We start from the raw sequence: 25,224 nt of genomic DNA, 5'->3' as shown, positions 1-25,224 counted from the left end.
TTTTTGTCATATATAAATGAACACAACTGAGGTGTATATAATGGAGTATTTGATGTTAGGGATGCTTGCCCTTTCAATACTATTAATCATTGTTTCGATATTTCTGAAAGATCCGCACAAGGAGATCCGCGATGAACTGGATGAATTTTCATTGCAGCAAATGCAGGAAATCTACCAAATCAAAAAGAAACTGGCTGTTCTCGAGGAAGAACTTCTTGTTTATGAAGATTTGCAGCCTTCGTTTGTTCCGGAAAGAAGGGAAGTCCACGCGATTTTAAAAAATCAGGTTATTTCTCTTGCCCAGCAAGGCTTAACGACTCAACAAATTGCCAGGCAATCGTCTCTATCGACGAGTGAAGTAGATTCGATTCTTCAGGAATTAGGATAAGGGGACGCGTTATGAATAAGCGAAGTGTAAGATCATTTGCAGTTGGAATTTTATTCACAGTAAGCTGCATCGGTTCATATTATTTTTTTATTGATGGACAACAGGCCCAGTCTGTTGATCAATCGATCAAGAAGCTCGAAGCTGAAGGCTATGTCGTTTTATCGCAAAATCATTTTATGGAACTGAAACGGACTGGTAAAGAACGAACAGAAGCGAGTCCGCCTGAGACGATCGAAAAAGAGAGACAAGAAGCGGCAAGTACAGAACAACCAGAACAGATTCCCGAGCAATCTGCACCTGAGTATCAGCTTGAAGTTACCAGCGGCATGACCTCTTCGGAAATTGCCAGCCTCCTTGCCGAGCAGAGCATTATCGAAAACCCTAGTGAATTCGAGTTATTTATGAATCGTTCCGGCTACAGCACGAAAATCCAGGTCGGAACCTTTGAAATACATACGGACATGGATTATGAGGAGATCGGGAAATTGATTACAAAAAATTAAAGGAGCAAGCTTGCGCTTGCTCCTTTTTTTATTAACTATTCAAATCGTAGCGGCGTCCTCTAACTAAATAAATAATGCTTTCGGCAATATTCGTAGTATGATCAGCAGCTCTTTCCAGATAGCGGCATACAAATGACAGCTGGGTAATTTGCGGTAAGAATTCAGGCTTTTGAATACTTAGCTGGAGAAGGTCCTTAATGGCTTCCCCATATAAATCATCAACGTGATCATCCATTTCGGCAACCTTCTTGCCCTTTACAACATCTTCTTCCGTATAACCTTCTAAAGCAATCTGTAACATCTCTAAATTCAGCTTGTGCATTTGCTTGATGTGCTCGATTGGTTTTACGAGCGGCTCATTGCCAATCCTGATCGTCGATTTAGCAATATTGACAGCAAAATCCGCAATCCTTTCGATGTCAGTCGCAATCTTAATGGCTACGATAATTCTGCGCAGATCAATCGCTACCGGCTGCTGCTTGGCAATCAGCAAAATGGCAAGATCATTGATTTCCTCTTCCAAAATATCAGCTTTCGTATCGTCTTCCATAATTTCCAGCGCAAGCTCGATGTTTTTTGTTTCCAAAGCCTCAAGAGATCTTGTTAACGCCTCACTTGCCAATTGCCCCAATTCATTAAGCTTGCTTTGTAAATCATTCAGTTCTTCCTGAAATTTTTCCCGTACAACCATGTGATTGTCTCCCTTCATCACGCCATGATATAAGAAAAGTGCGAATGCCTTGTAAGCCTGTCGTTCAAAGCAGACAAATGCCGGGCCCACTAAGCGTGCCCCACCCCTGGTTTGTCGCCAACAGTAAGTCGTGTACCTCGAAACGCTCAGTTTTTTAAACGCAGACAATAGTTATATTATGAAAAATCGCGCGATGTTTCGCACGATTTTTCTTATCACCCGAATCGACCAGTAATATAATCTTCCGTCCGTTTATCCGCCGGAGTTGAGAATATTTTATCCGTATCAGAAAATTCAACAACCTCTCCATTCAGGAAGAAAGCCGTTTTATCAGAAATACGTGCTGCTTGCTGCATATTATGCGTTACGATAATGATACTGAAGTTTTTCTTTAACTCCTGCACAAGTTCTTCGACCTTTAGTGTTGATATCGGGTCAAGGGCTGATGTTGGTTCATCCATTAAAATGACATCGGGCTCAATCGCAAGACAGCGCGCGATACATAAACGCTGCTGCTGGCCGCCTGATAAACCATAAGCATTCTGGTTTAAGCGATCCTTTACTTCGTCCCAGATCGCTGCTCCTCTTAAGCTCGTTTCAACAATTTGATCAAGGATCTTTTTATCACGAATACCATGAATCCTCGGTCCGTATGCTACATTTTCATAAATTGATTTTGGGAAAGGATTAGGCTTTTGGAACACCATGCCAACCTGCGTGCGTAATTCCTCTACTTTATAATCGCGATCAAGAATATTGCGCCCTCTGTAAGAAATCGTTCCTGAAGTGCGCACGCCAGGAATGAGCTCAATCATCCGGTTTAGAACTTTAATATATGTGGATTTACCACACCCGGAAGGGCCGATAATCGCTGTTACTTCATTTTCGAAAATATCAAGGTCAATATTCTTTAAAGCCTGGTTTTCACCATACCAGAGGTTCAAACCTGAAGTCTTATAAACGATGGATTTTTCGGCATTTTCCACGTTATTTCTTTGATCGTTCCCCATATTCATTACAACTGTCTTCTCTTTTGTCGTACTCATATGATTTCCTCCTTCATCCAAAAAGAAAAGTAACTTTATCGTCCAGGTCTTAATATCTCTTTTGAAATTTATTGCGGATGATTACCGCAATTGAATTCATTAACAATAATAGGACAAGAAGCACCAGAATCCCCGCCGCGGCAACGGCATGAAACTCTTCCTGCGGACGGCTCGTCCAGTTATATATCTGCATTGGCAGAACGGTAAAAGTGTCGAAAATCGATGTTGGTGTGAACGCAATAAACAATGGAATTCCGACTACAAGCAATGGGGCGGTTTCGCCAATCGCACGTGAAAGCGCGAGAATCCCCCCAGTTAAAATCCCCGGAATCGCAGCCGGAAGTACAACACGGACGATTGTCTGCCATTTTGTCGCTCCCATCCCATAAGACGCTTCACGAAGCTCTCTTGGCACGGCGCGAATCGCTTCCTGGGATGCGACAATAATAACAGGCAAAACAAGCAAGCTCATCGTCAGCCCGGCTGTAAGTACGCTATTACCCAAAGCAAGCGCACGCGCAAAAATGGTCAAACCAAGCAAACCAAATACGATCGATGGCACACCAGCCAAGTTCGAAATATTTACTTTAACGAATGCATTAAACTTATTTTTCTTGGCATACTCTTCTAAATATAATGCCGTTCCTACCCCAAGAAACAAAGAAACAGGCGCAATGACCCCCATCAGCCATATTGTCCCGATTAACGCTGTTTTTACTCCAGCTTGCTCAGGTCTTCTTGAAGGCAAGTTCTGCAAAAAGTCCAAGTTCAGATAGCCAATTCCTTGAGTGAATATCCGATATAGTAGAATCGCCAGAACCACTAATCCAAAGCATGTAGCAATGAAGAAGATTCCTTTGAAAAGATTATTTCGCATAATCCGAGCCGGCATTTTCTTTTCAACAATTTTTTGATCCACTAGTTTCATATTAGTATTCCTCCCTGAAGCGGCGAGAGATAAACTGTGCAAGCAGGTTCATCGCGAGCGTGAAAACAAATAAAGTCATACCCACTGCATAAATGCTGTAATAGATCGTCGTCCCAAAACCGGCATCTCCGGAGCTAACCTGCGCAATATAGGCTGTCATCGTTTGAATGGATGAAGTTACATCCCATTCCAGGCTCGGAGTTGACCCGGCTGCCAATGTCACGATCATCGTTTCACCGATGGCACGGGAAAGAGCTAAAACAACAGAAGCCACAATGCCGGAAACAGCTGCAGGCAACACGACTTTTATTGCTACTTCAAATTTAGTAGAACCAAGTGCAAACGCTCCTTCACGCATCGTTCTCGGCACCGATGACATTGCATCTTCCGAAAGAGAGGTCACCATCGGCGTAATCATAATTCCGACAACAATCCCTGCACTTAGTGCGTTGAAGAAATCCAGTCCAGGTATGAAACTGCGCAAAAGTGGCGTTACAAATGTCAATGCAAAAAAACCGTATACAATCGTTGGAATACCGGCCAGTACTTCTAAAATCGGCTTGATAATCCGTCGGGTTTTGTCTGAAGCATATTCACTCAAGTAAATGGCAGATGCGATGCCAATCGGTACTGCGACAAGCGATGCGATTGCCGTTACTTTTAACGTACCTGCAACAAGCGGTAAAATTCCGTATGACCCCGATGTTTCCGAAAACGGATACCACTTGGTAGATGTGAAAAATTCCGCGATTGAAACACGGCTGAAAAACTCAAATGTTTCAAAAATAAGTGTAAATAAGATACCAAAGGTTGTTAAAACAGAAATAACCGCTGTTCCCAACAGAATAATCGGGACTACTTTTTCCATGATGGTCAGCGTGCCTTTTCTTTGCTTTTTTGCTTGAATCAGCTCGCGTACTGAGAGAGACTGTGCTGTTGACATTTTATTGCCAGCCAAAATAAAAAACCCCTTTCATCCACATGACAAGATGAGAAGCACCAAGGAAGGGCTTCCCATCTTGTCAAAACCAGTATTACTTCAATCCTTCAAGTGTTTCCAATCCTGCAGTATAGTCTTCTTCAGGAAGGCTTACATAACCAACGTCTTCTGAAAGCGCGCCAGCGTTTTCAAGTAAGTATGTCATGTAATCGTACACATGCTCTTCTTTTACTGCTTCATTGCTTACATAAGTAAATAATGGGCGGGAAAGTGGTGCATATTCTCCGCTTTCAACCGTTTCATTTGTCGGTTCAACCGGACCTTCACCATTATCAATCGGTACTACTTTTAAGCTGTCTTTATTTTCAACATAGTATGCGTAACCGAAGAATCCGATCGCATTCTTGTCATTGCCAACGCCTTGAACGAGAACATTGTCGTCTTCAGATTGTGTTGCGCCTTGAACCATTTCTTCGTCTTCAAGGATCACTTCGTTCCAATAATCATAAGTTCCGGAGTCTGTTCCCGGTGAATAAAACTTAATTTCTTCTTCCGGCCATCCTTCACGAATATCGGACCATTTCTTTGTTGTACCATCATTGACCCACATTTTTTTTAGTTCTTCTACCGTTAAATTATCAACCCAGTCATTATCAGGGTTTACAACCACTGAAAGGCCGTCGTTCGCAAGTTTAAATTCTGTGAATTCAATGCCCTTTTCTTCTAATTGGGCTTTTTCTTCATCTTTAATTGGACGGGATGCGTTGGCCATATCGGTTTGGCCGGCAATAAACTTTTCAAATCCGCCGCCTGTCCCGGAGAATCCTACAGATACTTTCACATCCGGCTGTTCCATTTGATATTCTTCAGCAACTGCCTCCATGATTGGATATACAGTTGAAGATCCGTCGATATTAATGTCACCTGATAATTGTGCGTTTTCAGTACCTGTGCCTGAATCGGTGTTTTCATTGTCCCCTTCAGTTCCGTTTCCACATGCTGCAGTAACTGCAAGCAAAGTACTCATCACTGCTGATAGTGCCAAGAACTTAAACTTTTTCATTTCTTTTGGTCCCCCTAAGAGATATGGTTGTTTTGTCCTACATGTAATACATTAAAGCTAAACTATTAATCGCGTTTTAACACTTTGTAAAGGTTTTGTAAATTTAGCTGAAATCTGTGTAAAAATGTCGAAAGCAGGTAAAATTAATAATTTGCATGCACTGTCTGATCCGGATATTTAAAGTTTTTTTTACTATACCCAAAATCGCTGAATTAAAATCGCCAAAATTAAAAACACACCAGAAATCAGTGAAATTTAACTTATTATACCCAAATAAAAAAACTGCTTTCAGTTTTCGAAAGCAGTTTTTTTGTTTGTATTCCCATATTAATTTTCGACACTTTGTTCGTTTACTTCCCTTGCTATTTCCTGGCCCGCCTGAACCTCTTCAATGTTTTCCACTAGCTGGACAGGGTTTGCTTGGTTCATATTTTGTTCGACACGCTGTTTCTTTAAGTTAAAGTAAGCATCAAATGCTTTTTTTCCTATTTTAAGGTTGGCTTTATGGTCTTTGTCACCCTGGAATGCCCACGGCACTAACACGGCGATGGCAACCTCAGGGTTTTCATGTGGCGCGTAACCGACAAAGCTTAAGTTCATGACTTCAGGAGCTTCTTTACCAAAATTCTTTCTTAGTGGCCCGTCATAAAAAGCTTCAGCTGTTCCCGTTTTCCCAGCCGGCAAATATTCGAGCGGGAACCAACTGTATGCTGTACCCCCCGGTTCCTGGACGACCTGGCGGAAGCCTTCCTGGACACGCTCTATCCACTCTTCTTTCATCGGCAGCTTATTAAGAACCTTTGGTTTGATTTCCTGCATGACTGGGCCAAGCTGGTTATTTTCCATAACCGGCTCCCTGATTTGCTTCACCAAATGCGGCTCAAGGCGGTGGCCGCCATTGGCAATCGTTGAAACATACTGGGCGAGCATCATATTGGAATAAGTATCATACTGGCCGATCACGAGGTCAAGCAGGAAACCGGGTCTTGTGTCCATTCCTTTAAAGCCAATCGTTTCATTCGGCAGGTCAATCCCGGTTCTGACGCCCAGGCCAAACTGGCTGAATGAATCACGGATTGTGTCAAAAGCCTTTGTGTTCAGCTTAAGCGGGCCCTGCGGAATATATTGGCCACCGCCGATCGTGACCGCCGTTTTGAACATATAGACGTTCGAAGATCTTTTTAACGCAAAGAGATCATCAACAGTACCCATGTTTGTCCACGATTTTTTTACTGGTGTACTTCTAATATACATCGGTGCATCATGGTGGCGTGTTCCAGGTGCAATTGCCTCGTTTTGATAACCTGTCAAAATCGTCGCACCCTTGACAGCAGACCCAACGTTGTAGGTGGTCGTGATATTTCCGAGCGCATCATCCTGCATTTCATCCTGGCCCGTTTCTTCATTTTTTACAATTCGTTTACCTGCCATGGATAGGATTTCTCCCGTATTCGGATCCATCATCACAACATATGCCCGGTCCAATAGGGTGGTCCCTGCTTGACCTTTTGCAGCCCAAAGCTCTTCTTCGATCGCTTTCTCAACTGCGAGCTGCAAATCCATATCAGTGGAGAGGACTAAGTCTTTGCCGCGCTGTCCCTCGGAAATGATTTCTGTTTTAAGGACATTGCCCGCTTTATCGGTAATATTTTTAACCTTCGCTTTTTGGCCGTGCAAAACATCCTCATATTGCTGTTCGATATAGCTGATTCCGACGCGGTCATTCCGATTATAGTCGCGTGACAGGTAGTAATCAAGCTGCTCCTCAGGCAAACCTTTATCCGCATCGGATACTTTCCCAAGCACGGACTTCAGCGTATCGCCGAATGCATAATAACGATCCCAGTCAGTCGTGGTATCAACTCCAGGTAAATGTTCGAGGTTCTCGCTGACAACTGCAAATTCTTCAGGGGTTACCCCCTCGTTTTTGACAATTTGCGGTGTCAGTGCATAACCCGAGCTTAATTCCCGGTAGATCGCAAGCACCTCAAGTTCTTCATTGGAAAATTCATTAATTTCGTCTTCGGTAATTCTTTCGAGCTGCAGTTTGTAGAGATCCTTATCCGTCAGCTCTTTTCCCTCAAATAATGCTTGTTCTTTATCAGTAATTTTTTCAGCAGCGCGGTCAGGGTTTTTCATAATCCAAAAATCTTTCCTATCCCGCTCTCGTATTTTTTTTGTATCTTTATCAATCAGCTGGGCCAGATTCTCGGCAACTCTCAAAATCTCCTGCTGCTTTGTTCCTTGATATTTCGTATACGTGATCGCATTCAGCGGCGTGTTATCAACAATCACCTTTCCGTTGCGGTCAAACATTTTCCCCCGCGGCACCGAATTGTTGATAATTTTATCCTCGGTCCGTGCAATCTCACGTTTATAATCGTCACCATATACAATTTGGACAACGCCCAATCTCAAGATCAATAATGAAAAAAGCAAAAACACAGCGAAGAACAACATATTCAACCGAAACGGCACGTGCGTCTTCTTTTTCTTTTTGTTCAACTCTCCACACTTCCCTTATAAAAGGATTACATTTTTCTATTCTTTATTCTATAAGAAAAAGATCGATTTATCTATTACTAACCGCATTTTCCAGAAATAAAAACGAAGAATTTGTCGAATTCCCCGTCAAGGTGAAGAAAAATGAATATTGCGGACACATAAGTAGATGAGGGAATGGCCGGCTCCAAGGATGAGCAGCAGAATAGGAATGCTTTTTTCGCTGTTAAAAAAGGTAATTGCGAGCAGAAATAAAGAAATTGACACGATCCTTCCCGAATTTAAAAAGAGCTCGCGGACAACAATATATTCGATTCTCATTTCCGCAGCTTTCCACCCCCTGCCAATCACATCATAGGTGAGCGACACATATGGAACAAGAAGAAGCGGATAGGCAATCGCGATGACCGCTGCGTAAACCAGCATCTTTGTAAATGTAGGTTCGAAGACAATCAGGAAGATCGATCCATATAAAATCAAACCGCCAATCAAAATCGCCTGTTTCCGGTTTCTCTTTTTAATCATCCTTGAAACGATATAGTATGTAATAAAGGCAATCCCTGAATTAATCAACCCAAAAGCTCCGAGTGCCATTTCACTTCCTGTTGAAATAAACACAAACACAGAAACGATAAAAACAAATGTGCCTTCACGCAACCCTTGAAAAAAATGTGCATTTGTAATCAGCCGCCAATTCCGATTATAGTTTCGTTCGGAAAGGATGCGCTGAAACCAGTAGCGCCCCTGCGCAGGCCTTCTTTTTAAAAAGAAGCTAAAAAACACGGCTGCTGAAAACAATGTTAAAGATAAACCAAAGACGATTGAATAGCCGGTAAAATTCTCAAGCCGCGAAATAATAAAACCTGCAGCAATCGGTCCGATCATCCCGCCAATCGAGTTCAAGATTCCGAGAAAACCATTAAAGAAATCCCGCGTTTCCGGTTCGGTAATTTCAAAGGTTAGCACATTAAAGGCGAGCCAGTAAAAACCATAGCCGATCCCGAGCAGCCCCCCGAGGAGCAGTAAAAAGCTCGACGCGTCTGTTCCTATAAACAGGACCGCCAAATAAAATGAGGCTAAAAAAATAACGCCAATCCGCAAAACAATTACCCTGTCAATTTTCTTCGCCCATCGGCCCGCCAAAATGAAAGTGATCGGCTGAAGCACGACGACCGATAAATTATATAATCCCAAATCCATAAACTCACCGGATTGTTTCCAAAGATAAATGTTAACAAATGTATTGGAAAGGGCAACACTCAATGAATAAAGGCCGCCAATCAACAGCAATAAACTTAAATCTCTTGTAAGCTCGACATCTCCGATCAATTTTTTCAAGTTCATAAAAAAACTCCCCTTTGTATCACAGGGGTAGTTTTCAACAAAATCAACTCGTGTATGCACTTTCTAGCGAAAAAGGGATATGGATGAGGACTGAATGCTTTTGATTCTGAAAGTTTGCTGTTAAAGCACGGAGTCTTTCCTTTAATTCTTCGCGTCGATCATGAGTTATGATCATAAACCGGCCAAGTATTTTTAATACATATAAAAACCCCTGCCGGACAATCTCTGACAGGGGTCTTCATTTATAAATTATTTCGCCGCGCTATAACGCTTGGATACTTCATCCCAATTTACAACATTCCAGAATGCATTGATGTATTCTGGACGGCGGTTTTGATATTTAAGGTAGTAAGAATGTTCCCAAACATCAAGTCCAAGAACCGGCGTCTTGCCTTCCATTAACGGATTATCCTGATTTGGAGTGCTTGATACTTCCAGTTCGCCATTGTTGACTGCAAGCCATGCCCAACCTGAGCCAAAACGAGTTGTAGCTGCTTTTGAAAATTCTTCTTTGAACGCTTCAAGGCTGCCGAACTTGCTGTTGATTGCATCTGCCAATTCGCCAGTCGGCTCTCCGCCGCCGTTTGGAGAAAGGATTTGCCAGAATAACGTATGGTTTGCATGTCCACCGCCATTATTGCGCACAGCTGTGCGAACAGTTTCAGGAACTGCGTCCAAATTGGAAATAACCTCTTCTACAGTTTTTGAAAGTAGCTCTTCGTTTCCTTCTAAAGCGTTATTTAAGTTTGTCACATATGTGTTATGGTGCTTTGTGTGATGAATGTTCATCGTTTCTTTGTCGATGTTTGGTTCCAATGCATCGTAAGCATAAGGTAATTGCGGTAATTCAAAAGCCATCATTATTTCCTCCTTATGTATCGTAAAGTTAGTGTTCAAGATTTGATCTTAAGCACTTCAGCATAAGATTACCAAAGTTCGGTAAGCGTTTCAAATAAAATGCTTATAATATTTCCACTATTTTCATTGTTAAAAGTGTATTTTGGGATAATTGACCTCATTCCTTATTGAACGAACCGGGGCGACTGGGTACCCGGGTCATTGTTTCGAAAAGTTGTCATTTTTCAAGTAATCCCTTTCCTGTAAATGATATAAGTTGCTTGTCCCAAAAATAACAGCCATTAATTGGAAAAACCATATTGACATGTTATAAATACTTCTTTTAAATCAAAGGTGTAAGAACTAAAGGGAGTGGCATACATGGGAGAGATCAATCTATCACTTTATAGTTTACTGCTGCAACATTTTGTCGATAAAGAAACGGTTCAGAAAGTGAAAGCTGGCACAATTCTTTTTCAGGAAAAAGATCCTGTCCAGCATATTTATATTCTTTTGGAAGGCACTGTTGCTCTGGGGAGAATTCACTTAAAAGGAAAAGAATTTATTCTTAAAATCCTGAATGGAGAAGAACTTCTCATTGAATATCAATTATTTAAGAATTCCGATCGATATCATTTCTTTGCCAAAACGATGAGCGATTGCGAAATGCTGATGATCAAGCGTGAGCACTTTGAACATTATATTGCACATGACCACCGGGCGTTAAATGCCCTGACAGTATGGCTGAGCACCCGCTACTTAAAAGCGCAGATGAAGTGCCAGGACTTAATTATGCACGGAAAAAAGGGCGGCCTTTATTCGATCATGATCCGCCTTTGCAACAGCTATGGCGTGATGACTGATGAAGGCATCCTCATCGATATTCCGCTTACCCACCAGGAGCTCGCCAATTTAACATACGGTACAAGGGAAGTCATCCAAAGAATGCTGAAGGAATTGCGGGAGCTTGATGTGATTTCCTATGACCAGCAAAAATTTGTGGTCAAGGACTTAAATTATTTGCGACAGGAAGTTGACTGCCAAAACTGTCCGTTTGAAATTTGCGGCTTAAATTAATGACAGCCAGTCTAGACTTAGCGCTTTTCAGCGGTTATTTCTATCGGTTCCTTAAAAGGACATTTCCAAACTCCATATAGGTCACTTTGCAAATGTCCTCCCTTTTTACAGAACTAAAATCAAAAAATAAATGATCATGACGGCCTGGATCAGCGCTTTTGTCACAACACTGCTGACAAAACCGATCACCGAGCCAAATCCGATTTTTGTCGCTGATTTGATGTCCTTCTTGTTAATCAGCAGTTCGGCAATAATCGCGCCAAGAAATGGGCCGATCAGAATTCCCAGCACCGGAATAACAAATGGCCCGATCAAGAGCCCGATCGTACTTCCCCATACGCCTGCTTTCGAACCTCCATATTTCTTTACACCTATTAAATTGGCGATATAATCGGCCCCAAATAATAGAATCACAAACAAACCTTGTATGATCCAGAACAGCCAGCCCAACGGTTCAAAAGAGAAAAACAAGCCATAAAGCAAGAAACCGCCCAGCAAGAACAAAGCGCTCGGGATGATCGGAAAAACCAACCCGGCAAAAGCAACAATAAACATTAATATAACGGCCGCCCAATAGACGTATTCCATACCATTCATCCTTCAACTTTTTTATTTTTATAAAGCTTTTCTTTAATCGAAAAACGAACAATTATTTAAAATTCACACAGTACTATTCCTCTCTTACTGAAACGTCCTCGTTTATTAAGACAATTAATTCGTTTTTCGGTTTGCTTAATACTTTGTAAATTTTCTCAGTTATAATAAAACACTTATGGCTATTATATATACTATTATTTTTTTCGACAAACCTTGCCTGATCGTTTTTGGTGTGATTCGTGTAATATTTTCGAACACAAGGAGCAACAAAGCTTGTGCTTAAAAAGTGATAAAGCTACAATAAGAAAGCAAGACTTAGGTAGGGGTGTGTAGTTAAATGAATATATTTAAACAATTTTTTAAAAGCTTGTATTCTCCAAAAGACATAGCATTATTTCGATTTCAGGGAATTGGCAAAACGATCTTGTATATTTTCTTTCTTACCCTCTTGTCGATTATTCCATCGTCGTACTTTCTTAGCACGGCATTAATTGACGGGGTGAATACTGCCCGCGAATCGATCGAAGAGGATATGCCCGATTTCACTATTGAGAACGGCCAGCTTTCCTCCGAAGAGAATCGTCCGGTTACAATCAATAAAGACGGTTTTACGATCATCGTCGATCCAACGGGCGCAGTAAGTGAGAAAGACTTGAGCAACGAGGATAATGCTGTTGCGCTTCTACAAAATGAACTGGTATTAGTAGCCGGCGGCCAAGATCAGGTTCACCCGTACTCAATGCTCGGTTTAAATCTAACAAAGAATGACGTAACCCAGTTACTTACCAATCTCGATTCAATGATGGGGATCCTTGTTCCCGTAATGATTGTCGTCATTTATTTATTTTCAAGCGCAATTAAATTTGTTGAAATATCGATCCTTGCCTTCTTTGGGTTAATGTTAAAAAACCTTGCAGGCAGGAATTTGCAATACCGCCATTTGTGGAGAATGGCTGCATACAGCGTTACATTGCCAACGATATTTTTTGCCATTATGGGAGCACTGCAAACCCAGGTTCCAGGCGGATTTTTAATCCACTGGTTCGTATCGCTGCTGATGCTCTATTTGGCAATAAAAGAAATACCGAAACCTACCGTAAAAGAGTAAACGGGGCCTATTCAGCCTCGTTTATTTTTTTTGCAATAAATATCTGCGGAAAACATTGCAATCCATTTTAAAAAATGTTTAGGAATAAAGTTGCAGGCAAAACGATCCAAATTAAGATTAAATATAATAAATCTTAACAATCCCTTAACAAACCTCCTTCATACTAAAGTTGCATTTAATTTGGGAGGGGGCATTTAATTGGATCGGCTTGGGCTTAAACAGATAAAAATGGCAAGTGGCGAAATCTGGGGCGGAATGCTTTCCAGACTGTCTTTACAGGCAAGATTGCTGGCGATCATCCTCAGCCTATTGCTTGTCACGATATCAAGCATTGCTTATATTTCCTTTGTAAAATCAAAAGAAACGACAGTGCAATTGATGGAGCAGCGCCTTGAAAAAGAAGCAGCCACCATTAGTGAAATGGCGAAGAACTTAATGTTGATTTACGTTGGCAAGGAAGAGAAATTCAGCGAAAAAATGGATCAAGTCATTAAATCGCAGGATGCCGATATGGCCCAGGACGATTTAAAAGGGGATTATTTTTTAATAAATCAAAAAGGTGTTGAACCGTTTCAGGTTAGCCGGAACTCTAAGCTCGTTTTTCCCGATTCGGTCCTGACCGACATTCGCTCGCAGCAAAAAGGGATTCTTCACCGCGAGATTAATCGCGAGCTATATACGATCTCTTTTCATAATATACAGGAGCTAAATGGGATTTATGTGATCGTCATTCCGCAGAAATTATACTTAAAAAATATCAATGAAATGGCTACATATATGGTTATTACCGTTCTGATCAGCCTTGTGGTGACCTCGGTTATTATCACTCTTCTTGTTAGAAGTTTGACAAAGCCTATATCCAACCTGCACGAAGTGATGAAGGAAATCAGAAATGGCAATTTGGATCTACAAATAGAGGCGAAGCCGTCGACACCCGAAATCAATTCTTTAATTAAAAGCGTTCAGGCGATGGTCTTGCAAATGAGGGACTTGCTATTTAATATTTCCGGCACAACAAACAACCTGTCGATAACAGGTAATGAGCTCAGGGAAATATCCAGCGATGTGATCAGTCAAAATCGTCAGTTAGTGGAGGCGATTCAGGTTGTCAAAGCAGGAGCCGAACAAACAGCCGGAAGCTCAGAAGAAAGTGTTCACACGTTCCATGAAATGAAAAGGTCGATCAGCAATATTTTTATGAACATTGAGCATATTACCGATAAAGCGGCCGCGATGAACCGTTCAGCTGTCCATGGAGAAAAGAGTGTTGCCGCGATGGCTGAGTCTATAACAGGATTTGCTGGTGAGTTTCGCGGAGTTACTGAAACGATTCACGCGGTTAAGAACCATTCCTCGTCGATTGCGAAAGTAATCAACTTAATTCAAGAAATCGCCGAACAAACCAAACTGTTATCACTAAATGCTGCCATTGAAGCAGCCAGGGCGGGTGAGTCGGGAAAAGGCTTCGCTGTCGTTGCGGGTGAGGTCAGAAAGTTAGCAGACCAGTCGTCACGGGCTGCTGACGAAATTACGACAACGATTCATCAAATGGAAACTGTTTCCCTGAAAGCTTCAGACGAATTCGAGAAAATGCTGACAGGACTTGAAAGTCACTTAAATAATGCCTCTGTGAGCAGACAGACTTTTGACAGCTTAATGCTGGAGATTGAAGCGGTTAATGAAATGATTGCTAATGTACAAGCATTACTGTCAGGGTTGAACGATACGCTGCCTAAAATGGAGCAAGCATCGGAAAGCTTCGTTTTCGTGTCACAGCAAACTGTTGCCAGTGCAGAAGAAATGATGTCAGCTTCAAAGCAGCAAATGGAAAAAGTAAAGCTTAGCCATTCTGCGGGTGAGAAACTAATGACTTTATCAGATGAATTATCCGAATTAACGAAACATTACCATTACAATGAAAAAAAATAAACGCGGCCAAAGGCCCCGCTTATTTTTTCAAATCTGGCATTATCCCACAGGCGAGATCCAGATGGGTAATGTAATATATTACAGCTACTCGTTGTTTTGTTGCCTATTTTGGTTTCTATTTTGTTGATTACCGATCGCTTTGCTTACACCGTTTGTTGCTCGGTCGATCACGTTAGCTGTTTGATCAACAGCGTTCATCGTAACATTCTCTGTTGCTTCGATCGTATTTTGAGCTGCATCAAAGACTACATCAGCACTGTTTTTAACTCTATTAGCAACATTCTGTGCCATATTATTTCCGTTGTTGTTTTGGTTTTGATTTTGATTTGACATATTTCTCACCTCCTAAAAATCCTTTCTAGGTTGTGAAGAAAGTGAGAAGTTTATCCCATCACATAGACAATTATAATAACATGAGTAAATTTCACAATGTAATAAGTTAAAGAATCTGTTCTATTTTCTTAAGCGGTGACATATATATTGGACAAACTCCCATTTCGACTGGAGGCCGCTTAATATGAAACGGATTGCCGGATTCATCTGTGTAGTTTTGGTCATATATGTTATCTACTTTGATCTTAGCTCAGGCACTCTGCCGGGTGTTAAGGAGAAAAAAATCGAGGCGAAAATGGAAACTCAGCTAGCTTATTTCGAATCAAGCGTTAAGCCGGGCGACACAGTTTTGTCGATTATTGAAAAAAATATAGATAAAGCAGTCCCCGTCTCGATTGAGCAAGTAATTACCGATTTCCAGAGCCTTAATGAAGGATTGAAACCAACAGAAATTCAAATTGGCGAAGACTACAAGTTCCCGGAATATTAATTCCCGCAGGTGTCATATCCTTGTCAAATTCAGCAGTTCATTGATACAATGGAAGCATATTGGTTATAACACAGCTTATGAATCCAATGTTTAAAGGAGAGAATCTCGATTGAGTGGACTTATACATCGCACAAAAACGCGCCCCGTTAAAGTTGGTAACCTAACGATTGGCGGGAGCAATGAATTATTTATACAAAGCATGACAACAACAAAAACGCACGACGTCGAAGCGACAGTTGCCGAAATACTCCGTTTGGAAGAGGCAGGCTGCCAGATTGTCAGGGTGGCTTGCCCGGATGAGCGCGCTGCGAATGCGATACCGGAAATTAAAAAACGAATCAACATCCCGCTTGTTGTCGACATCCATTTTGATTACAAGCTCGCCTTAAAGGCAATTGAAGGCGGAGCTGATAAGATTAGAATCAATCCGGGAAACATCGGAAAACGTGAAAAAGTGGAGGCTGTTGTTAAAGCGGCTAAAGAAAAAGGAATTCCGATCCGCATCGGTGTGAATGCCGGATCCCTCGAACGTAAAATCGTGGAAAAATATGGTTATCCGACTGCGGACGGTATGGTCGAGAGTGCTCTGCACCACATAAAAATTCTTGAAGATCTTGATTTTCACGATATCATCGTTTCGATGAAAGCATCTGATGTCGGTCTCGCGATTGAGGCATATGAAAAGGCAGCACAAGCTTTTGATTACCCGCTGCACCTCGGCATAACCGAATCAGGAACGCTGTTCGCAGGAACGGTCAAAAGTGCTGCGGGCCTTGGAGCTATTTTAAGCAAAGGGATCGGAAACACGCTGCGTATTTCCTTAAGTGCTGATCCGGTTGAAGAAGTGAAAGTCGCCAGAGAGCTGTTAAAAAGCTTTGGCCTGTCCTCTAATGCAGCGACTTTGATTTCGTGCCCGACATGCGGAAGGATTGAAATTGATTTAATCAGTATTGCAAATGAAGTCGAAGAGTATATCCAAAAAATTAAAGCACCGATTAAAGTCGCCGTGCTGGGCTGTGCGGTAAACGGCCCGGGGGAAGCCCGTGAAGCCGATATCGGCATCGCCGGAGCAAGAGGCGAAGGACTTCTGTTCCGTAAAGGAAAGATCGTCAGAAAGGTTCCGGAAGAGACTATGGTCGAGGAACTAAAGAAAGAAATTGATAAGATTGCAGAAGAATATTTTGCAGCGAGAGCTCTGGAACAACAAGAAGTTGTCCAACCATAATGGTAAAAGACCCGGCGGAAAAATTCGCCGGGTCTTTTGCTTTTCAATTGCTCCGTTATCTTTGAAAAGCTTTAGAAAAACGGCAGGACAAACATCCCTACTATAATGGCGATTGCGCCTATTCCAATCGCCCAACCGCCGAGGTTGGCCGCCCCTCTTCTGAGCGCAACAAAGCCGAGAATAATCCCGGCCGCCCCAAACAGGATTGGCATTACAAACAGGGATAAAATAGACAGCGCAAGGGCTGCATAGCCAATACCCCGGCCGCTTGCAGCTACTTCACCCGAATTCCCCCCGTTTGATTTATTCTTATTGACGTTCCGGTCAATACGGACTGGAGCAGCGACCTCAGCTGCTGTTTCTTCACGAAAATTTGTATCGTTATAACTGGTCCCCAGATCGGATTTATTACGATTGGTTTTTGCACCTTTATTTTGTCGTTGCTTTTCCGCCATGTTCATCCCTCGCTTTCATAATGGAGCATTCATATTGTTTGCGACTTTACACTGTTTCATTATGTTAATGTTTGTCTGCATTTTTCCTGTGTTTTCAGGCAAAAAACTGATTGTCGACCTCGAGTCTTTAGAAATCACGGTTCTTTTGATAATATAAAGACAATAATGCAAAGACAGGAGCAGGATCATCAACATGGGAAAACGTTTTGGTATTGATATCGACGGGACAGTTACTTGTCCAACGTCGATGATCCCTCATTTAAACAAGGCCTTCAGCATGAACATAACATTACAAGACATCAAACAATATGATTTAAACCCGCTCGTCAATATAGGAGAGCGCGAATTTGCAGCGTGGTTTGCCGAAAACGAGCCGCTTATATATTCAACTTCACCTCTCGCCGAAGGCGCCAGGGACATTTTACTCAAATGGCAAGAACATCATGAGCTTTATTTTATCAGCGCGCGAAGGTCAGACTTGCTTGCTTTGACAGAAGAATGGTTTTGCAAACAAGGCCTAACCTACCACCATGTGGAATTAATTGGTTCACATGACAAAGTCGCCACAGCCAAAAAATATAATGTCGATATTTTTTTTGAGGACAAACATGATAATGCCGTCATGATTCATGAGGCATGCCGGATTCCGGTAATATTATTTGATACCCCGTACAACCGCGCTGCGACGCCTGAAGGTGTTATCCGTGTTCAAAATTGGCGGCAGGCCGCAAACTGGGTTGAAAATTGGTTGAAATAAAAAAACGGCTGATCGGCCAGCCGTTTTTTCATTCGTAGCACTCAGGGCAACGCCCGTAGATTTCAAATTTATGCCCTGAGACATCATAGCCTTTCAGATCTTCGTTCAATCCATTCATTGGGCATGTGTCAATTTCCTTCGTTTTTCCGCAGTCAAGACAGATAAAATGGTGGTGGTGCTGTTTATGGGTGCATGAAAATCGAAAATGCTTTTCGCCTGACAGTTCCGTCATTTCAAAAATGCCCATATCGACAAATAAAGACAGGTTCCGATAAATCGTATCGAAGCTTAGTCCCGGATAGTCATCTTTCATATCCTCTAATACATCGCGTGCCGTTAAATATTTATCGCTGGCAGCAAAAAGCTGCAGCATTTCTTCTCTTTTTGCTGTATGTTTGTATCCTTCGTCCTTCAATATCTTTAAAGCTTCGTCCACATTCATTTCATTCACCTCTTAATCCGCAATCAATCGGAAGACTGGCCGCCTGAGCCTAATGCTGAATTTACACAGGTCTTGCCGATAAAAATTTTTTAAAAAGGATTGAGATCATTAAAATCGCCACGGCAATAATCACAATTGTACCGCCTGGCGCCAAATCAAGATAATACGACAGCGTTAACCCGCCAAGAACCGACGTTTCACCAAAGATAACGGAATAAAGAATGGTTTGTTTGAATCCTCTGGCAATGCGAATACTTGCCGCAACAGGCAGCGTCATCAGCGAAGATACTAAAAGGATTCCGACAATCCTCATTGATGCTGCAATTACGAGAGCCACCATGACAATAAATATAAAATGGACACTTCTAGCTGCGATACCGGAAGCCTTGGCGTGTTCTTCATCAAAGGATAATAAAAATAACTCCTTATAAAGCATGAAAATAACGACGATCACAAACAGACTGATAATGACAATTGTCCACAGATCTGTCCGGCTTACTGCGCTGACACTCCCAAATAAATAGCTGAATAAATCTGTGTTAAAACCGTCTGCCAGTGAAATAAATATTACTCCGAGCCCGATGCCACCCGACAGGATAATCGGAATCGCCAGCTCCTGATAATGCTTGTATACAGTGCGAAGCTTTTCAATAAAAACGGAGCCAGCTACCGAAAAGGCCATCCCCATGTAGAGTGGATTCAATCCTGTCAGCGCCGGGTAACGCTTCTCAAGAAGCAGGCTCGCTGCGATTCCAGCAAGAGTTACGTGGCTTAACGCGTCCGCAATTAAAGATAACCTTCTTACCACTATAAAAACGCCAAGAAGCGGAGCAATAATCCCGATGATAATCCCTGTCAGAAAAGCATTTTGCAGAAATTCATATTGAAGTATGTTGGCAATCATTCCACACCTCCATGATGGGAATGATCATGTGTCAGAACATGAACGTCATGCCCGTAGAACTCAGACATTTCTTCCATTTTCAAGTGTTCAAATTCCTTGGTGTTGCCATGGAAATGGAGGTGCTTATTCAAGCAGGCAACGTGGGTAACTTTATCGGTTATCGTGCCGATATCATGGGTAACAAGCAAAAGGGTAATACCCAATTTTTTATTCAATTCGTCGAGCATTTGATAAAACGCCTGTACATGCTGTACATCAACCCCAACGGTCGGTTCATCCAAAATGAGAAGCTCGGGATCACTGACAAGTGCTCTTGCGATAAAAACTCGCTGTTGCTGCCCCCCGGATAATTCCCCGATGTTTTTTTTGATCAAGTGCTCGAGTCCAGCCGATTCTACTGCTTTAAACACTTTCAGTTTGTCTTCTTTGTCCATAAACCGGAACAAGCCGATTTTTTTTGTCAGTCCGCTTGCGACTACTTCAAAGACCGTTGCCGGAAACCCTGTGTTAAACGAGTTTGCCTTTTGAGAAACGAAACCAATTTTTTGCCAGTCCTTAAAGCGGCTGATCTCCTTTTCGAATAAGAAGATCTCCCCTTTTTGCGGCTTTAAAAGCCCGAGGATTAATTTTAGAAGTGTTGATTTACCGGAACCGTTTTGGCCGACAATTCCGAGGAAGGAGCCCTTTAAAATCTCAAGGTTAATATCCTCGAGCACCAATTCCTTTTCATACCGGTACGAAACATTTTCTATCTTCACAATCGTTTCAGTTGATTTCAATCCTATCACCTAATTTAAGAATCATTCCGATTTACATTTTGTAGTATACAACAACCGGGTATGAAAGTAAAGAAAACGCACAGGCGTCCACAGCCGTCATTTCAATTTTTGTCACGATTCATGAATAGTGTTCATATGTTGCTAAAGAGGTGACGACTGTGAAAATTTTTCAAAACATCATTAATCACAAGATCAATACGATCTCCGCTGACGAATTAATGAAATATGCAAATCAATTTCAGATTAAAGTCAGCAGGGCGCAAGCGCACAAAGTGGCGGCATATTTAAAAGGAAAACAAATTAATATTTTTAATGATGCCGAGCGGACCGGATTAATCAAAGAAATTGCCAAGGTTGCCGGCCCTGAAACAGCAAGAGAAGTCAACCGGATTTTTCTCGAACTTACAAAGTAAAAAGAAAAGCGGAAGCGCCTTGCTCAGCCCCAACAAGCGCTGGAGGGCCTACAGTGAAGTCGCGCTCTTTGACTTCATTGGCAGGACCGAAGCGACTCGAGGGGCTAGGCGCTGGAGCTGGACACCAAAACACCTAACTAATTCGAAAATTTTATACTTTTTTTATCATCCGCACATGATGTTATCGAGCAGGTTGTCTTCGAATTTTTGTTCTCTCAGCATCGCAATTTCATGCTTGTAAGGCGCCTTTTTGTTTAGTTTATCCTCGCCAACATAAGGAGTTTCAAGGATTTTCGGAATACTCGCCAGCTGAGGATGGTGGACGATATAGTTGAGTGCTCTAAAACCGATATTCCCGAATCCGATATTTTCATGGCGGTCTTTTCTCATTCCACGGGCATTTTTGCTGTCATTAATATGCAGTACCTTTAATTTTTCAAGACCGATAATTTTATCAAACTGATTTAAAACCCCATCAAAATCCTCAACGATATCATAGCCCGCATCATGGGTATGGCACGTATCAAAGCATACTGAAACATGATCGCTGTAAGTGACTCCATCGATAATCATCGCAAGCTCTTCGAACGTTTTTCCGCATTCCGATCCTTTGCCCGCCATCGTTTCAAGGGCAACCTGGACCTTGTCCTTACCTGTCAATACTTCGTTAAGCCCTTCGACTATTTTCTTGATGCCTGCTTCAGTCCCCTCTCCTACATGCGCGCCGGGATGCAAAACAATTTGCTTCGCTCCAATTGCTTCGGTACGATCAATTTCCGATCTCAAAAAATTCACCCCGAGTTCAAATGTAGCCGGGTTAACAGCGTTCCCGATATTAATAATGTAGGGGGCGTGCACAATGATGTCATCAATGCCGTTCGCTTCCATATGACGCCGACCTTCTTCAATATTGAGATCTTCTATTTTCTTTCGTCGTGTGTTTTGCGGTGCACCTGTGTAGATCATAAATGTATTTGAGCCATATGAAACAGCTTCTTCGCTCGCAGCAAGCAGCATTTTTTTTCCGCTCATTGAGACGTGTGAACCAATTTTCAACATATTCTCTTCTCTCCCTTTTTTAAGCAAAAGTTATTTTTTTCTTTGCACCCGCTTTTGCCTTTTCTTTATTTTAGTGACCTCGGCCTGCATTTTCTTTTTATAGCCAGGCTTTACTTTATTCGGCTTCCGGACCATCGACTTCGCCTGGACGTCGAGGTCGTCCACCTGCTTCTGTCGTTTTTTGCGTTTATTTCGGTCGCCTGTTTCGACCATTTCGCCCTTTTGGATATCAACATTTTTAAATTGGATTCCAAGCTTCTCAAGCCGGTTCAGGGCATCTTCGTCAGAATCCTCATAAATCGTCAAAGCGACCCCTGAAGCGCCTGCCCTGGCGGTTCGGCCAACGCGGTGCACATAGAAATCCAAATCAGACGGCAATTCGATGTTAATGACATGGCTGACGCCCTCGATATCGATTCCTCTCGCCGCCAAATCAGTTGCAACAATGTATTGAAACTCAAGATCATTTACTTGTTTCATTACCTTCTTGCGCTCACGCGGACTTAAATCGCCGTGGATTCTACCAACCTTCAAGCCTTTTTCAAGCAAACCATCTGCGACTTTATCAGCCATTTTTTTTGTATTCGTGAAAACAATCGCCAAGTACGGATTGAAAAGCTGCAGGCTTTGAAAAGCGATTTCAATCTTCGAACGGTGCCGTGCTGGAATGACGTAATGGGCAATGTTTTCTGCGGCAATTTGTTTTGGCTCAATATGGATATAGGCAGGGTTTTCCATGTACTTTTTTAATAACGGTTTCAGCTTTTCCGGAATCGTTGCAGAAAAGACGAGCATTTGAAGCTTTTCCGGCATCCTCGCCGCTACTTGGTCCACATCTTCAATAAACCCCATATCGAGCATTAAATCAGCTTCGTCAATTACCAGTGTGGAGGCTGTATAAACAACAAGAGCCTGCGCCTTCACAAGGTCGTTGATTCTTCCCGGCGTTCCAACAACAATGTGAGGCTGCGTTTTCAATTTATCAATCGTGCGCTGCTTGTCCGTCCCGCCAATGAAGCAACGGGCAGAAATCATTTTGTCGTCGTCGCAATGCTTTGTAACTTTGAGGATTTCCTGATAAATTTGATTCGCGAGTTCTCGGGTTGGCGCAGTAATTACTGCTTGGACTTCCTGTTTGGCAGGATCAATTTTATTCAGAATCGGCAGTACATAAGCATGGGTCTTCCCGGTACCTGTCTGTGATTGGCCAATTGCGCTCTCACCCTTTAGCACGATCGGAATGAGCCGGCGCTGTATTTCAGTAGGCTCCTGGAAACCAAGATCGGCCACTGCTTCTATAAGGAAAGGCTTAAGCTTGTATTGTAAAAACTTCGTTTCAGTCATTTATTTAACTCCTCATATCATGAATTAAAGGTCGTTCCTATGCACCCATCCTGTAATTATAATAAAGATTTCATTAAATCGCCACTGCGGCATTTGGAAGTACCCAGTTGGGAACTGACCCCTTATAGTATTTTTCAATTTAGAGCAATTAATGAGAGCAGCTTTTTTGATCTCCACATCTGCCCAAAACCAAAATGGTTTAGAAGCATATGTTAACAATGAGAGTAACCATGAAGGAGGCAATGATTATGCAGCCGAGACATCGAGGTTCGTTTGGCGGCGGAATCAACCCCGGTTTTATGAATCGCCGGCGACCCGGACCGAGCTTCAACCATGGCAGGAGCAGCGGGCCATTCGGCCAAATGATGGGTCCGCAGCAGCGGGCCAAACAAGGAGGGGGGCTGCTGTCGAAAATTTTTGGCCGTGGAAACCAAAACACGGGATATCCAGGTGCTCCCGGCGGCGGTTTTTTTGTTGTGGGCGGCCAGACCCGCTCACCTGCAGCAACAACTGGAAGCTCATTTTTAAAAACACTTACCAATCCTGCCACCATAAACGGATTTCTAAATAATACCCAGCAAATACTTAATGCCATGCAATCTTTCGGGCCGATTGTCCAGCAGTACGGGCCGCTCGTCAAAAACTTCCCTGCGATGTTGAAATTATATAAAGGACTAAAGGATGCCCCTGAAAATGACGGGGATCATGCAAAAAAAACTAAGAAAGATCGCAGCCGAAAACGATCCGTCCTTGAATCAGAATCTGAATCCTGGGACGATCTTGAATCAGAATCTGAGTCCCTGCAGGATCAGGAAGATGTGCCATTAAGGCGGCCGAAAAATGGAAATTCTGTACCGAAAATATTTTTTTAACAATAAAAGAATTTTTCACGTGCATTTTCCCGGTTATTGCTAATGATATACATTAGTGATTCCGCTTTGTAATCTTCCCATAACTTTTATATAATTAAACATAAGCATTTATTTGCTTTTATGGGGAGGACTCAATATGAAGGTATTAAAAATATCACCGCGCGGCTATTGTTATGGCGTAGTTGATGCGATGGTTATTGCCCGTAATGCAGCTTTGGATCAGTCTTTGCCAAGGCCTATCTATATACTCGGTATGATTGTGCACAATAAGCATGTGACAGATGCATTTGAGCAAGAAGGAATCATTACTCTTGATGGACAGAATCGCAAAGAAATATTGGAGCAGGTTGACCACGGTACCGTTATTTTCACAGCCCACGGGATATCTCCTGAAGTGAGGGAGCTTGCGGCACAAAAAGGCCTGGTAACAATCGATGCCACTTGCCCGGATGTTACGAAAACACATGATCTAATCCGCCAGAAAGAAAAAGAAGGCTACCAGGTCATCTATATCGGTAAAAAGGGGCATCCTGAGCCTGAAGGTGCCGTTGGTGTCGCTCCAGGGATCGTCCATTTAGTATCGTCAATTGAGGACGTCGCTGCCCTTCAAGTTGTCGGCGAAAAGATTATTGTCACCAACCAGACAACGATGAGTCAATGGGATGTAGCAGATATTATGGAAAAGGTTAGAGAAAAATATCCTCATGTGGAAATGCATCAGGAAATTTGCCTGGCTACCCAGGTGCGCCAGGAAGCAGTCGCCGAGCAGGCCGGTGAAGCAGACGTGTTGATTGTTGTCGGTGACCCGAAGAGCAATAACTCGAACCGGCTTGCCCAGGTTTCCGAGGAAGTTGCCGGCACGAAGGCTTATCGAATTGCCGACATATCGGAGCTTGAACTGGACTGGATAAAAGACGCAAATACAGTAGCCGTTACAGCTGGAGCGTCGACACCGACGCCGATCACAAAAGAAGTGATCACCTTTCTCGAGCAATATGATCCTGCAGATTCGTCTACATGGGTACATGAAAAGAAGGTACCACTTGGAAAGATTCTTCCAAAAGTAAAAAAATTGACAGCTAAACCGTGATTTCTAAAACCCTTGCCTCAAGCGGCAAGGGTTTTTTGCATTTAAATGAGTCAATTTCACAATGTAACAAGCTAAACCGAAAAACGAACAAAGTTGTCTAGATATACA

General features: G+C 42.5%; 27 protein-coding genes. 11 read left to right on the top strand and 16 right to left on the bottom strand.

The annotated features are described in order from the left end of the window. Positions 1-40 precede the first annotated feature (40 nt). Positions 41-388 carry a hypothetical protein gene (locus CU635_RS02595; protein WP_101575607.1) on the top strand — a complete coding sequence of 116 codons (348 nt, stop codon included), beginning with the start codon at positions 41-43 and terminating at the stop codon, positions 386-388. Between the two features lie 11 nt (positions 389-399). Further along, complete coding sequence (locus tag CU635_RS02590; protein WP_101575606.1) at positions 400-891, top strand: endolytic transglycosylase MltG; 492 nt, start codon at positions 400-402, stop codon at positions 889-891. A 31-nt stretch (positions 892-922) separates the two neighbouring features. Here CU635_RS02590 and phoU read toward each other — a convergent pair whose 3' ends face one another. The 8 genes from phoU to CU635_RS02550 form a co-directional block, all read right to left on the bottom strand. Further along, entirely contained in the window at positions 923-1,582 is a 660-nt protein-coding gene (gene phoU, locus CU635_RS02585; protein ID WP_101575820.1) for a phosphate signaling complex protein PhoU, read from the bottom strand. A 215-nt stretch (positions 1,583-1,797) separates the two neighbouring features. Then, the gene (pstB, locus tag CU635_RS02580) at positions 1,798-2,598 is read right to left on the bottom strand and encodes a phosphate ABC transporter ATP-binding protein PstB (RefSeq protein ID WP_219619904.1); all 801 of its coding nucleotides are present in this window, start codon (positions 2,596-2,598) and stop codon (positions 1,798-1,800) included. A 79-nt stretch (positions 2,599-2,677) separates the two neighbouring features. Continuing rightward, on the bottom strand, positions 2,678-3,556 hold the full coding sequence (gene pstA / locus CU635_RS02575) for a phosphate ABC transporter permease PstA (protein ID WP_101575604.1): 879 nt from the start codon (positions 3,554-3,556) through the stop codon (positions 2,678-2,680). Between the two features lies 1 nt (position 3,557). Beyond that, positions 3,558-4,499 carry a phosphate ABC transporter permease subunit PstC gene (pstC, locus tag CU635_RS02570; protein ID WP_101575819.1) on the bottom strand — a complete coding sequence of 314 codons (942 nt, stop codon included), beginning with the start codon at positions 4,497-4,499 and terminating at the stop codon, positions 3,558-3,560. A gap of 91 nt (positions 4,500-4,590) precedes the next feature. Continuing rightward, entirely contained in the window at positions 4,591-5,559 is a 969-nt protein-coding gene (locus CU635_RS02565) for a PstS family phosphate ABC transporter substrate-binding protein (RefSeq protein WP_101575603.1), read from the bottom strand. 327 nt (positions 5,560-5,886) lie between these two features. After that, positions 5,887-8,019 carry a peptidoglycan D,D-transpeptidase FtsI family protein gene (locus tag CU635_RS02560; protein ID WP_373270852.1) on the bottom strand — a complete coding sequence of 711 codons (2,133 nt, stop codon included), beginning with the start codon at positions 8,017-8,019 and terminating at the stop codon, positions 5,887-5,889. 171 nt (positions 8,020-8,190) lie between these two features. Further along, complete coding sequence (locus CU635_RS02555) at positions 8,191-9,405, bottom strand: MFS transporter (protein ID WP_101575601.1); 1,215 nt, start codon at positions 9,403-9,405, stop codon at positions 8,191-8,193. A 249-nt stretch (positions 9,406-9,654) separates the two neighbouring features. Further along, positions 9,655-10,263: a superoxide dismutase gene (locus tag CU635_RS02550; protein WP_101575600.1), complete on the bottom strand. Its 609-nt coding sequence runs from the start codon at positions 10,261-10,263 to the stop codon at positions 9,655-9,657. A 360-nt stretch (positions 10,264-10,623) separates the two neighbouring features. On the opposite strand from CU635_RS02550, the gene CU635_RS02545 reads away from it, so the two are divergent. Continuing rightward, on the top strand, positions 10,624-11,319 hold the full coding sequence (locus CU635_RS02545; protein ID WP_101575599.1) for a Crp/Fnr family transcriptional regulator: 696 nt from the start codon (positions 10,624-10,626) through the stop codon (positions 11,317-11,319). Positions 11,320-11,424: 105 nt separating this feature from the next. Here the strand turns inward: CU635_RS02545 and CU635_RS02540 are convergent, their stop codons facing one another. Continuing rightward, positions 11,425-11,907: a DUF456 domain-containing protein gene (locus CU635_RS02540; RefSeq protein WP_101575598.1), complete on the bottom strand. Its 483-nt coding sequence runs from the start codon at positions 11,905-11,907 to the stop codon at positions 11,425-11,427. 346 nt (positions 11,908-12,253) lie between these two features. On the opposite strand from CU635_RS02540, the gene CU635_RS02535 reads away from it, so the two are divergent. Continuing rightward, positions 12,254-13,024: a DUF1189 domain-containing protein gene (locus tag CU635_RS02535; RefSeq protein WP_101575597.1), complete on the top strand. Its 771-nt coding sequence runs from the start codon at positions 12,254-12,256 to the stop codon at positions 13,022-13,024. Positions 13,025-13,252: 228 nt separating this feature from the next. After that, a complete protein-coding gene (locus CU635_RS02530) occupies positions 13,253-14,953 on the top strand; it encodes a methyl-accepting chemotaxis protein (protein WP_101575818.1) in 1,701 nt (566 codons plus the stop codon). An 84-nt stretch (positions 14,954-15,037) separates the two neighbouring features. Here the strand turns inward: CU635_RS02530 and CU635_RS02525 are convergent, their stop codons facing one another. After that, positions 15,038-15,286 carry a hypothetical protein gene (locus CU635_RS02525; protein WP_245917286.1) on the bottom strand — a complete coding sequence of 83 codons (249 nt, stop codon included), beginning with the start codon at positions 15,284-15,286 and terminating at the stop codon, positions 15,038-15,040. A gap of 184 nt (positions 15,287-15,470) precedes the next feature. On the opposite strand from CU635_RS02525, the gene CU635_RS02520 reads away from it, so the two are divergent. Both CU635_RS02520 and ispG read left to right on the top strand, forming a co-directional pair. Beyond that, a complete protein-coding gene (locus CU635_RS02520; protein WP_101575596.1) occupies positions 15,471-15,776 on the top strand; it encodes a hypothetical protein in 306 nt (101 codons plus the stop codon). Between the two features lie 109 nt (positions 15,777-15,885). Beyond that, on the top strand, positions 15,886-17,001 hold the full coding sequence (ispG, locus tag CU635_RS02515; RefSeq protein WP_101575595.1) for a flavodoxin-dependent (E)-4-hydroxy-3-methylbut-2-enyl-diphosphate synthase: 1,116 nt from the start codon (positions 15,886-15,888) through the stop codon (positions 16,999-17,001). Positions 17,002-17,072: 71 nt separating this feature from the next. Here ispG and CU635_RS02510 read toward each other — a convergent pair whose 3' ends face one another. Beyond that, positions 17,073-17,456, bottom strand: coding sequence for a hypothetical protein (locus CU635_RS02510; RefSeq protein ID WP_373270847.1), 384 nt, complete (start codon positions 17,454-17,456; stop codon positions 17,073-17,075). Positions 17,457-17,649: 193 nt separating this feature from the next. Here CU635_RS02510 and CU635_RS02505 point away from each other — a divergent pair, with 193 nt between their 5' ends. After that, positions 17,650-18,213, top strand: coding sequence for a hypothetical protein (locus CU635_RS02505; protein ID WP_101575593.1), 564 nt, complete (start codon positions 17,650-17,652; stop codon positions 18,211-18,213). A 28-nt stretch (positions 18,214-18,241) separates the two neighbouring features. Here the strand turns inward: CU635_RS02505 and zur are convergent, their stop codons facing one another. The 3 genes from zur to CU635_RS02490 all read right to left on the bottom strand — a co-directional run bounded on the left by zur (position 18,242) and on the right by CU635_RS02490 (position 20,338). Further along, a complete protein-coding gene (zur, locus tag CU635_RS02500; protein ID WP_101575592.1) occupies positions 18,242-18,655 on the bottom strand; it encodes a zinc uptake transcriptional repressor Zur in 414 nt (137 codons plus the stop codon). A 61-nt stretch (positions 18,656-18,716) separates the two neighbouring features. Continuing rightward, complete coding sequence (locus tag CU635_RS02495) at positions 18,717-19,559, bottom strand: metal ABC transporter permease (protein WP_101575591.1); 843 nt, start codon at positions 19,557-19,559, stop codon at positions 18,717-18,719. Beyond that, positions 19,556-20,338 carry a metal ABC transporter ATP-binding protein gene (locus tag CU635_RS02490; RefSeq protein ID WP_101575590.1) on the bottom strand — a complete coding sequence of 261 codons (783 nt, stop codon included), beginning with the start codon at positions 20,336-20,338 and terminating at the stop codon, positions 19,556-19,558. Before CU635_RS02490 ends, CU635_RS02495 begins: the two co-directional genes overlap by 4 nt. Before the next feature lie 158 nt (positions 20,339-20,496). Here CU635_RS02490 and CU635_RS02485 point away from each other — a divergent pair, with 158 nt between their 5' ends. Beyond that, positions 20,497-20,751 (top strand): DUF2624 domain-containing protein, encoded by a 255-nt coding sequence (locus CU635_RS02485; protein WP_101575589.1) that lies wholly within the window; start codon positions 20,497-20,499, stop codon positions 20,749-20,751. 165 nt (positions 20,752-20,916) lie between these two features. On the opposite strand, the gene CU635_RS02480 is transcribed toward CU635_RS02485, so the two are convergent. Further along, on the bottom strand, positions 20,917-21,810 hold the full coding sequence (locus CU635_RS02480) for a deoxyribonuclease IV (protein WP_101575588.1): 894 nt from the start codon (positions 21,808-21,810) through the stop codon (positions 20,917-20,919). A gap of 30 nt (positions 21,811-21,840) precedes the next feature. Further along, entirely contained in the window at positions 21,841-23,154 is a 1,314-nt protein-coding gene (locus CU635_RS02475) for a DEAD/DEAH box helicase (RefSeq protein ID WP_101575587.1), read from the bottom strand. Positions 23,155-23,402: 248 nt separating this feature from the next. On the opposite strand from CU635_RS02475, the gene CU635_RS02470 reads away from it, so the two are divergent. Both CU635_RS02470 and CU635_RS02465 read left to right on the top strand, forming a co-directional pair. Beyond that, a complete protein-coding gene (locus tag CU635_RS02470) occupies positions 23,403-24,026 on the top strand; it encodes a YqfQ family protein (RefSeq protein ID WP_245917284.1) in 624 nt (207 codons plus the stop codon). Positions 24,027-24,162: 136 nt separating this feature from the next. After that, entirely contained in the window at positions 24,163-25,116 is a 954-nt protein-coding gene (locus CU635_RS02465; RefSeq protein WP_101575586.1) for a 4-hydroxy-3-methylbut-2-enyl diphosphate reductase, read from the top strand. Positions 25,117-25,224: the final 108 nt, after the last annotated feature.

Origin of the sequence: Bacillus canaveralius, from assembly GCF_002860125.1 — a bacterium.
Lineage (GTDB): Bacteria > Bacillota > Bacilli > Bacillales > Cytobacillaceae > Bacillus_BJ > Bacillus_BJ canaveralius.
This window is presented reverse-complemented; position numbering and strand designations above follow the sequence as displayed.